Here is a 9,455-nt window from a genome sequence, read left to right as displayed (position 1 = left end):
CGGCCGCCGTGGCCGTGCTGTCCGCCGCGTCGGCGCGCGGCCTGGACGTGGGCGAGCTGCTGGCCCGCACGAGCGCGCGCGCCGCCAACGCGGACGCGTTCACCGCGGCGTACCGCCGCTACTGCTGGCCCGTCGACGCCCTCGACGGGGTGCGGCTGGCGCCGTTCCAGGTGCTCGCGGCCGAGGGCGTCACGTTCCATGACCGCGACCACGGCTGGCACCTGGCGGTCGCGGACCGTTTCGTGGGCGCCGACCCGGAGCTGTTCCGGACCACCCGGCGGCTCGTCGTCGACACCGGCTCGCCCGGGTCGGTGGCCGAGGGCGTGGCCTGGTGGACGGCGCTGACCGACGCGGGCGGCGAGGGCATGGTCGTCAAGCCGCTGGCCAACCTCGTGCGTGGCCCGAAGGGCCCGGTCCAGCCCGGGATCAAGGTGCGCGGGCGGGAGTACCTGCGCATCATCTACGGCCCCGACTACACCGAGCCGGCGAACCTGTCCCGCCTGCGCGCGCGCAACCTGGGCCACAAGCGCTCCCTGGCCCTGCGCGAGTACGCCCTGGGCCTGGAGTCCCTCGACCGCTTCGCCCGGGGCGAGGCGCTGTGGCGCGTCCACGAGCCCGTCTTCGCAGTCCTGGCCCTGGAGTCCGACCCGGTCGACCCCCGCCTTTAGCCGATCTTGTCGGGGGTCGGGGGCAGACTCGGCCGCATGGAGACTTCGAAGACCGCCATGCCCGAGATCGTCCCGGCCGACGAGTGGCAGCAGGCCCGTGACGCGCTGCTCGTGGCCGAGAAGGAGGCGACCCGGGCGCTGGACGCGCTCGCCGCGCGCCGGCGCCGCCTGCCGATGGTGCGCTTCGCCGGGGAGTACGCGTTCGCGGCTCCCGGCGGGGCGACCCGGTCGTTGCCTGACCTGTTCGACGGTCGCCGTGAGCTGATCGTCTACCAGTTCATGGACGCCGGCCCTGGCCACTACTGTCCCGGCTGCACCTGGTTCACCGACAACATCCCGCCGGGCGGTCTGGCCGGGCTGGCGGGCCGCGGCGTCAGTTGGGCCACCGTGTCCGACATGCCGCTGGAGCAGATCGAGCCCTACGTGGCCGAAAAGGGCTGGACGATGCCGTTCCTGTCGTCGCGGGGCACCACGTTCTCCGCGGACTGCGGCGCGGGTGGTGGCTTCATGCTGAGCGTCTTCCTCCGCGACGGCGACGACGTCTACCGCACGTACGCCACGACCCAACGCGGCGTGGACCGCATGGTCTTCACCCACAACCTGATGGACATCACCCCGTTCGGCCGCATGCAGGCCTGGGAGGACTCCCCACCCGGCTGGCCCCGCTGACCGACGCTGGCGAAGATCGCCACTTGGCTTGCAGGTTGTGCGGCTACGGTCCGCCCGCGACGCCGCAGAACCTGCAAGCTACGTGGCGTGGCTGGCTCAGCGGGCGGCGGCCGCGCCGACCTCGGGCACCGTGTCGGCGGGCGCGTCCGCCGGGCGGGGGCGGAGGAGGCCGGCGGACGCGGTCATGATCAGGCAGAGGAGCGTCACCACCGCGAACGAGACGGACAGCGACGAGACCTGCGCGATGCCGCCGATCGCGGCCGGCGCCGCCATGCCCGCGCCGTACGAGATCGTGGCCACCCCGGCGATCGACTGGCCGGGGTTGCTGCCCACGTTGCCCGCCGCTGTGAACACGAGCGGCACGACGACCGCGACGCCGAGCCCGATGAGCAGGAAGCCCACGATGGCCGGCACCGGGTCCCGGGACAGGGCCACGGTGGCGGCGCCCAGCGTGGCGAGCACCCCGCTGGCCCGCACGGTCGCGACCGGCCCGAGCCGCCGGACCACATAGTCGCCGACGAGCCGGGCACCCGCCATGGCCAGCGCGAACGCGGTCACCGCCGTGGCCGCCGTACCCGGATCGGTCCCCGTGATCCGGTTCAGGTACACGGCGCCCCAGTCGTTGCTGGCGCCCTCCGCGAAGATCGCGCAGAACCCCACGAGGCCGATGAGCAGCACGCGCCGGGAGGGGAGCACGAAGGCCGGTGCCTCCTCGCCGGGCAGCGGCTCGTTGATCAGGTTGGTGCCGCCGAACCACGCCGCGACCGCCAGCACCGCCGCCGCGATGGCGAAGTGGATCCGCGCGTCGAGGTCGGCGTGCGCCGCGGCCACGCCGGCGGTCGACCCGAGCAGCACGCCGACGCTCCACAGCCCGTGCAGGCTCGACATGATCGACCGGCCGTACCGCTGCTCCACGACCACGCCCTCGGCGTTCATCGCGACGTCCGCCATGCCCGCCGCCGCGCCGAACACGTACAGCGAGGCGAAGAGGGTGACCAGGTTCGGCGCCAGCGCCAACGGCACCAATGCCACACAGAAGGTCATCATGAGTACGCGCACGGCGGCGCGACTGCGGAAGCGGTGTGTCAACCGCGCCGCGACCGGCATGGTGGTGACCGCCCCCAGCGCGGGGGCGAGCAGCGCGAGGCCCAACTGGCCGGGGCTGGCGTCCACGTGCTCGGCGATCCACGGCACCCGGGTGGCGAAGTTGCTGAACACCGCCCCGTGCACGGCGAACACGACCGAGATGGCGACCCGCGACTGCCCGGTGGACAACGGCTTAGTTGTTAACACCGCTAAACAATAGCCACGACATCGGGTGTGCTGGCGGGTCGGACGGGCCGGGGTCGCCGGGGTCACGCCGCCGATTCGGACAAACCGCGCGCAGCTTCAGTCGCGGTACGCAGGCCCAGGGCACTGTGCAGGATGACGCCCGACGGTAGGTCGGCCCGGCCGGTCTCGGCCCGCGCCAGCCGGACGAGAGTGGCGCCGAGTTCCGTGGCCGGCTCGCCGAGGACGATGGCGCTGAGGACGAGTTCGAGAATCGTCCGGTCGTATTTCTCGGACGTGCGCCGGTACCGGTCGGGCAGCGACTCGACGAGTGCGGACGCGATGACCCGACCACCCTCGCACGGCGCGAACGTCGCCTCGAAGATCTGGTTTCCAGTCCAGCTTCGGTACAGCCGCGCCACCCCGTCCTCGACGGCCACCTGCCACTTCTCGTCCATGTCGACGGCGCGGTAGCCGTACCCGAGACGGTGCCAGTCCGCGCCCGACCAGATCCGGGCCGGCAGGTCCGTCATGGGGATCGGCGCCGCCATGGGCCGAATGTCGCGAAGCGACGCGCGGGTGACGGGGGTGGCAGGCACCACGGTCAGGCGGAGCGGCGCAGCAACGCGTTCAGCCGGCCGGCCAGGGCGGCCCGGCGGCCCGCGTAGCGGGACCGGCGCGCCGCCCACTGGGCGACGCAGGTGAACAGCAGGTCGGGGTCGAGGCCCAGGTCGTCGGGGTGGTTCGCCACGTACTCGTCGAGCGCCTCGCTGGCCAGGGCGATCACGTCGGCACCCGCGTCGACGCGGTGGGCGGCGGCCTCGAGGTAGCTGCCCAGGTGCAGCACGTGAGGGTGGTTGAACGGGCCGGTCAGGCCCTCCTCCGCGAGCGCGGCAGCGTCGGTCAACAGGTCAACGGCGGTCGCCACGACCCACCTCCCTCGTCACGAGCGACGCCGTCCGTCGCTGGCCCACCATGACGATACCCATGCCGGCGCCGGTGGCACCCTGTGTGCTCAGCCACGCAGCCTGGGCAGCACCTCGGCCGCGTAACGGTCCAGGAAGGACCGTTGATCGGGGCCGGGCGCGTGGAACACCAGGTGGGTGAAACCCATGTCGAGGTACTCGTGCACGCGCGCGGCGTGCTCCTCCGGATCGTCGGACACGATCCAGCGCGACGCGGTGCGTTCGATCGGCAGCGCGTCGGCCAGCCGCTCCATCTCGACCGGGTCCTCGACGCCGACCTTCTCGTCGCCGGACAGCGCCAGCGCGCCCCAGTAGTGGGTGTCGGCGCGGGCCTTGTCCAGGTCGGGGTCGAAGGAGACCTTGACCTCGATGGTGAGGTCCAGGTCGGACGTGGCCCGCCCCGCCTTCGCGGCGCCCTCCGCGACGGCCGGCAGCAGCGTCTCGGTGTAGAGCTCGCGACCCTTGCCGCTGGTGCAGATGAACCCGTCACCGAGCCGGCCGGCGAGCCGGGACGCGACCGCCCCGCCGCCGGCGATGTACAGCCCGACGGGCTGTTCGGGCCGGTCGTAGATGGTGGCGTTGGTGACCGTGTAGTACGTGCCCTTGAGGCTGACCCGCTCCTCGGCCCACAGGCGCTTGATCAGCCCGACGGCCTCGCGCAGCCGGGCGAGCCGGTCCTTGGCCTCGGGCCACTCCGCGCCGAGCGGCGCCTCGTTGAGCGACTCGCCGGAGCCGACGCCGAGGATCACCCGCCCGGGCGCCAGGCAGCCGAGCGTGGCGAACGCCTGCGCCACGACGGCGGGGTGGTACCGGAACGTGGGCGTGAGCACGCTGGTGCCCACCGCGATCCGCTCGGTGGCGGTGACCAGGGCACCCAGCCAGGGCAGCGCGGCGGGGGCGTGCCCGCCGTTGTGGCGCCACGGCTGCAGGTGGTCGCTGATGAAGACCGAGTCGAAGCCCACCCGTTCCGCGTGCACCGCGTAGTTGAGCAGCTCAGTGGGGCCGAACTGTTCCGCCGACGCCTTGTAGCCAAACCTGATCACGAGCCAACTCTAGCCCCGGCGTCCGCCGCCCGGGTTGTGCGCCCGATGTTGCGGGTACGTGAATCCTTCTCCACGCCCGTACTCACCAAGGGGTTGGTGTTCGCACAATGAGCTATGTCGATAGAGAGGGCGGTCTGATGACCGTCATCCCGCAGTCCTATCCGCTGTGGCTCGCGCAGATCGTCGACGGCGAGGTCCAGGCGGGGTTCATCGTCGCCTGGACGGTCGTCGGGCAGTCCGCGCGCGACGCGGACCAGGTGGCCCAGCCCATCGTCACGTTCACCGACGACAACTGCTTCGCCTGGGGCACGATGCCGGCGTCGCGCACCGCGCCGAGGTTCATCTGTGACAACCGCACGGCCGCCATGGACGCCGCCGACGCCTGGCTCACCCAGCGCCGCCTCGGCGGACGTGGGGCCACCCCGCTCGCGGCGCCGGCCCAGCCCCAGCTCGACGGCGGTCCCGCCGTGCCCGTTCCGTCCCTTGTGGAGGACGCGACTCAGCCCAGCTCCTCGTCCACGTAGCACCAGCGCCAGCTCTCGCCCGGCTCGAACGAGCGCACCACCGGATGCCCGTCGGTGCGCGCGTGGGCCGTCGCGTGCTTGCGCGGCGACGAGTCGCAGCAGCTCACGCGCCCGCAATCGAGGCACAGCCGCAGGTGCACCCAGTCCTTGCGCCCCTCGGCGAGGCAGTCCTGGCACCCCTCGGCCGTCTGCGGCGCCGCGTCTCCGGCACTCTTTAGATGATCACAACTCATGCTTCCTCGCTCCGCTCCAGCATCGACTCCTCCAGGTCCAGTTCGCGCTGCGCGCGGACCAGGACCTCCTCCGGGATGCGCCCGTCGTCGCGGGCCTTGCGGAACACGTCCCGCTCGGCCTCCAACATGATCCGCCGCAGCCGCACGTACGCGACGGACGGGGTCTCCCGGGTGGTGCCCAGCCGCTCCCAGGCCGTGTTGGAGCGCTGCTCGGCGAGCCCGCGCAGGCGGTCCACCACGTGGTCGGGCGCGGTGTGCGCCTGCTCCTCCAGCTTCGCCAGCGCGGCCCGGCTGGCGGCCTGCTGCACGGTGGCCTCGGCCAGCACGTCCTGCGTCCGGTCGTCGGGCGGGATCCTCAGCGCCCGCGCCACCGCCGGCAGGGTCATCCCCTGACCCACCAGCGTCACCATGATCACCGCGAAGGCCAGCCACACAAAAAGATCACGAGGGTACGCCGGTGCGCCGCCCACCAGCGGCAACGGCAACGCCAGCGCGGTCGCCAGCGTGACGACGCCCCGCATGCCGGCCCAGGACAGCAGGGCGGGCACCCGCCAGCTCGGCGCCGGGTCGCGCTGACGCACGCGCGGCACGAGCCGGGCCAGGTACGTGGCCGGGTACATCCACGCGAACCGGGTCAGCACGACCGTCGCGACCACCGCGAAGGTCACCCACACGACCCTGTCCAGGGGCGTGTCGAGGGCCCGGACCACCTCCTTGAGCTGCAGCCCGACCAGGAGGAAGACCAGGCCCTCCAGGAGGAACTTCACCATCCGCCAGAAGGCGCCCATCTGCAGCCGCGACGCCGCCGACATCAGGGTCGGCAGCCGGTGGCCGAGGTAGAGCCCGGTGACCACGACCGCCACCACCGACGAGGCCTCGAAGTGCTCGGCCAGCCCGGCGACGCAGAACGGCGTGAGCAGCGAGATCGTGTTGTCCAGCAGCGGGTCCTTCGTGCGCCGGTGCAGGTAGGCGGCGACGAGCGCGCCGACGGCGCCGAACAGGATGCCGCCGCCCGCCGCGACCAGCACGTCCCTGCTGATCCCCAGCAGGCCGGCCGCGTGACCCAGCGCGGCCGCCGTCGTCACCCGGAACAGGACGAGGGCCGTCGCGTCGTTGAGCAGGCTCTCGCCCTCGAGGATGGTCACGATGCGCCGGGGCATGCCGATGCGCCGGGCCACCGCGGTCGCCGCGATGGCGTCGGGTGGCGCCACGACCGCACCGAGCGCCAGGCACAGCGCGAGCGGCGCGTCCGGCACGACCGCGTACACGACCAGACCGACGGCGACCGTCGTGAAGATCACCAAGCCGATGGCGAGCAGCAGGATGGGCCGCAGGTTCACCCGGAAGGCGGGCACCGACGTCTCCAGCGCCGCCACGTAGAGCAGCGGCGGCAACACGCCGACCAGCACGAACTCCGGCTCCAGGTGGATCGCGGGGAAGCCCGGCACGACGGACAGCACCAGGCCCACCACGACCAGGGCGATGGGCGCGAGTACGCCGTACCGGCGGGCGACCGCCGACACCGCGGCCACGATCGCCGTCAGACCCACGACCCACAGCAGCCCATTCACGCCGACGAGCCTAGCCAAGGTCGACGCGGCGTCCGGACGGCGGACACGGCAGAATGCTGTCGTTCGGTGTTCGGTCGAGGAACGGTGGAACAGGGTCGTGACGGTCTCCATTGAGCAGCGCATCGCGGTTGAGCTGGGCGTACGCGAGGGGCAGGTGCGCGCGGCGGTCGACCTGCTCGACGGCGGGGCAACCGTGCCGTTCATCGCCCGGTACCGCAAGGAGGTCACCGGCACCCTCGACGACACCCAGCTGCGCACCCTGGAGGAGCGCCTGCGCTACCTGCGCGAGATGGAGGAGCGCCGGGCGGCGATCCTGGAGTCCATCGCCAGCCAGGGCAAGCTCGACGACGCGCTGCGCGCGCAGATCATGGACGCCGATTCGAAGGCCCGCCTGGAGGACATCTACCTCCCGTTCAAGCCCAAGCGGCGGACCAAGGCGCAGATCGCCCGCGAGGCCGGGCTGGAGCCGCTGGCCGACACCCTGATCAACGACCCGTCGGGCGACCCGATGACCGTGGCGGCGGCGTACGTCGACGCGGAGAAGGGGGTGGCCGACGCCGCCGCGGCGCTCGACGGCGCCCGGGCGATCCTCGTGGAGCGCTTCGCCGAGGACGCCGACCTCATCGGCGAGCTGCGCGAACTGCTGTGGAACCGGGGCACCCTGGTCGCCAAGGTGCGCGAGGGCCGCGAGGAGGCCGGGGCCAAGTTCGCCGACTACTTCGACACCGCCGAGCCGTTCACGACCCTGCCGGCGCACCGCGTCCTCGCCATGTTCCGGGGCGAGAAGGAGGAGCACCTCGACGTCAGCGTCGACGCGACGCCGGGCGACCCCGTCGAGGGCCCCACCGTGTACGAGACCCGCATCGCGGCCCGCTTCGGCATCGCCGACCGCGGCCGCCCGGGCGACCTGTGGCTGCTCTCGGCCGTGCGCTGGGCGTGGCGTACCCGCATCGTCGTGCACCTGGGCGTCGACGTGCGCGGCCGGCTGTGGCAGGCCGCCGAGGACGAGGCCGTCCGCGTCTTCGCGGCCAACCTGAAGGACCTGCTGCTCGCCGCCCCGGCCGGCACCCGCGCCACCATGGGCCTCGACCCCGGCTTCCGGACGGGCGTGAAGGTCGCGGTCGTCGACGCCACCGGCAAGGTCCTCGCCACCGACACGATCTACCCCCACGTGCCGGCCCGCAAATGGGACGAGGCTCTCGTGACGCTGGGCCGGCTGGCCGCCGCGCACAAGGTCGAGCTGGTCGCCATCGGCAACGGCACCGCCTCCCGCGAGACCGACAAGCTGGCCGCCGACCTGATCGCCAAGTTCCCGCAGCTCGGCCTGACCAAGGTGATGGTCTCCGAGGCCGGCGCGTCGGTCTACTCCGCCTCGGCGTACGCGGCGCAGGAGCTGCCCGCCCTCGACGTGTCGCTGCGCGGCGCGGTGTCCATCGCGCGGCGCCTGCAGGACCCGCTGGCCGAGCTCGTGAAGATCGACCCGAAGTCGATCGGCGTCGGCCAGTACCAGCACGACGTCTCCGAGGCGAAGCTGTCGCGCTCGCTCGACGCGGTCGTCGAGGACGCGGTGAACGGCGTCGGCGTCGACGTGAACACGGCCTCGGCGCCGCTGCTGTCCCGCGTCTCCGGCATCACGTCCGGCCTGGCCGAGAACATCGTGGCCCACCGCGACGCGAACGGCCCGTTCCGCTCCCGCAAGGCCCTGACCGGCGTGCCGCGCCTGGGCCCGAAGGCGTTCGAGCAGTGCGCCGGCTTCCTGCGCATCCCCGACGGCGACGACCCGCTCGACGCGTCCAGCGTGCACCCCGAGGCGTACCCGGTGGTCCGGCGCATCCTCGCCAGCACGGGCGGGGACCTCAAGGCGCTCATCGGCAACACCGCGACCCTGCGGAAGATCAAGCCGACCGAGTTCGTCGACGACACCTTCGGCCTGCCGACCGTCACCGACATCCTCGCCGAGCTGGAGAAGCCCGGCCGCGACCCGCGCCCGGCGTTCGCCACGGCCACGTTCGCCGAGGGCGTGGAGAAGGTCAGCGACCTGACCCCCGGCATGGTGCTGGAGGGGGTGGTCACCAACGTGGCCGCGTTCGGCGCGTTCGTCGACGTGGGCGTGCACCAGGACGGCCTCGTGCACGTCTCGGCCATGTCCCACACCTTCGTCAAGGACCCCCGCGACGTCGTCAAGCCCGGCGACATCGTGAAGGTCAAGGTCCTCGACGTGGACGTGCCCCGCAACCGCATCGGCCTGACCCTGCGCCTCGACGACGAGCCCGGCCGCCCGACCGGCGGACGCCCCGACGGTGGCCGCGGGGATGGTGGCCGCGGAGATGGTGGCCGCGACGGCCAGGCGGGACGCCAGGGAGCCGGCGGCCGCGGCGGCGACGGCCGTGGTGGTGACGGTCGTGGCGCGGGTGGTGGTGGCGGCGACGGCCGTGGTGGCGCGGGTGGTCGGGGTGGCCACGGCCGTGGTGGCGACGGACGGGGCGCGAGCGGCCGTGGCGGCGACAGCCGCG

9 protein-coding genes and 1 pseudogene are annotated in these 9,455 nt (G+C 72.9%); 4 read left to right on the top strand and 6 right to left on the bottom strand.

Annotated features, from left to right (window positions below):
* A pseudogene (locus ABD211_RS25245) lies at window positions 1–668 on the top strand (polynucleotide kinase-phosphatase); the annotation flags it as partial.
* 36 nt (window positions 669–704) lie between these two features.
* Window positions 705–1,337, top strand: a complete 633-nt coding sequence (locus ABD211_RS25240; protein WP_344136872.1) for a DUF899 family protein — start codon at window positions 705–707, stop codon at window positions 1,335–1,337.
* 96 nt (window positions 1,338–1,433) lie between these two features.
* Here ABD211_RS25240 and ABD211_RS25235 read toward each other — a convergent pair whose 3' ends face one another.
* From ABD211_RS25235 to fgd, 4 genes are all read right to left on the bottom strand, one after another.
* Complete coding sequence (locus ABD211_RS25235) at window positions 1,434–2,630, bottom strand: MFS transporter (protein WP_344136869.1); 1,197 nt, start codon at window positions 2,628–2,630, stop codon at window positions 1,434–1,436.
* Between the two features lie 62 nt (window positions 2,631–2,692).
* A complete protein-coding gene (locus tag ABD211_RS25230; protein WP_344136866.1) occupies window positions 2,693–3,157 on the bottom strand; it encodes a hypothetical protein in 465 nt (154 codons plus the stop codon).
* 53 nt (window positions 3,158–3,210) lie between these two features.
* Window positions 3,211–3,534, bottom strand: a complete 324-nt coding sequence (locus ABD211_RS25225) for a hypothetical protein (RefSeq protein WP_344136864.1) — start codon at window positions 3,532–3,534, stop codon at window positions 3,211–3,213.
* A gap of 87 nt (window positions 3,535–3,621) precedes the next feature.
* Window positions 3,622–4,614: a glucose-6-phosphate dehydrogenase (coenzyme-F420) gene (gene fgd, locus ABD211_RS25220; RefSeq protein WP_344136861.1), complete on the bottom strand. Its 993-nt coding sequence runs from the start codon at window positions 4,612–4,614 to the stop codon at window positions 3,622–3,624.
* 137 nt (window positions 4,615–4,751) lie between these two features.
* Here fgd and ABD211_RS25215 point away from each other — a divergent pair, with 137 nt between their 5' ends.
* On the top strand, window positions 4,752–5,138 hold the full coding sequence (locus ABD211_RS25215; protein ID WP_344136858.1) for a hypothetical protein: 387 nt from the start codon (window positions 4,752–4,754) through the stop codon (window positions 5,136–5,138).
* Here ABD211_RS25215 and ABD211_RS25210 read toward each other — a convergent pair.
* Together ABD211_RS25210 and ABD211_RS25205 are read right to left on the bottom strand one after the other, a co-directional pair.
* Window positions 5,114–5,371, bottom strand: a complete 258-nt coding sequence (locus tag ABD211_RS25210; protein WP_344136855.1) for a UBP-type zinc finger domain-containing protein — start codon at window positions 5,369–5,371, stop codon at window positions 5,114–5,116. The two genes, ABD211_RS25215 and ABD211_RS25210, sit on opposite strands and share 25 nt — an antisense overlap.
* The gene (locus ABD211_RS25205; protein ID WP_344136852.1) at window positions 5,368–6,942 is read right to left on the bottom strand and encodes a Na+/H+ antiporter; all 1,575 of its coding nucleotides are present in this window, start codon (window positions 6,940–6,942) and stop codon (window positions 5,368–5,370) included. The genes ABD211_RS25210 and ABD211_RS25205 overlap by 4 nt, the downstream gene beginning before the upstream one ends.
* A gap of 97 nt (window positions 6,943–7,039) precedes the next feature.
* Here ABD211_RS25205 and ABD211_RS25200 point away from each other — a divergent pair.
* On the top strand, window positions 7,040–9,455 hold a 2,416-nt coding region (locus ABD211_RS25200), incomplete at its 3' end, for a Tex family protein (protein WP_344136850.1).

The organism is Luedemannella flava (genome assembly GCF_039528515.1).
GTDB classification, from domain to species: Bacteria; Actinomycetota; Actinomycetes; order Mycobacteriales; family Micromonosporaceae; genus Luedemannella; species Luedemannella flava.
The sequence above is the reverse complement of the archived record's forward strand: the minus strand, read 5'-3'. Positions and strand labels throughout refer to the sequence as shown.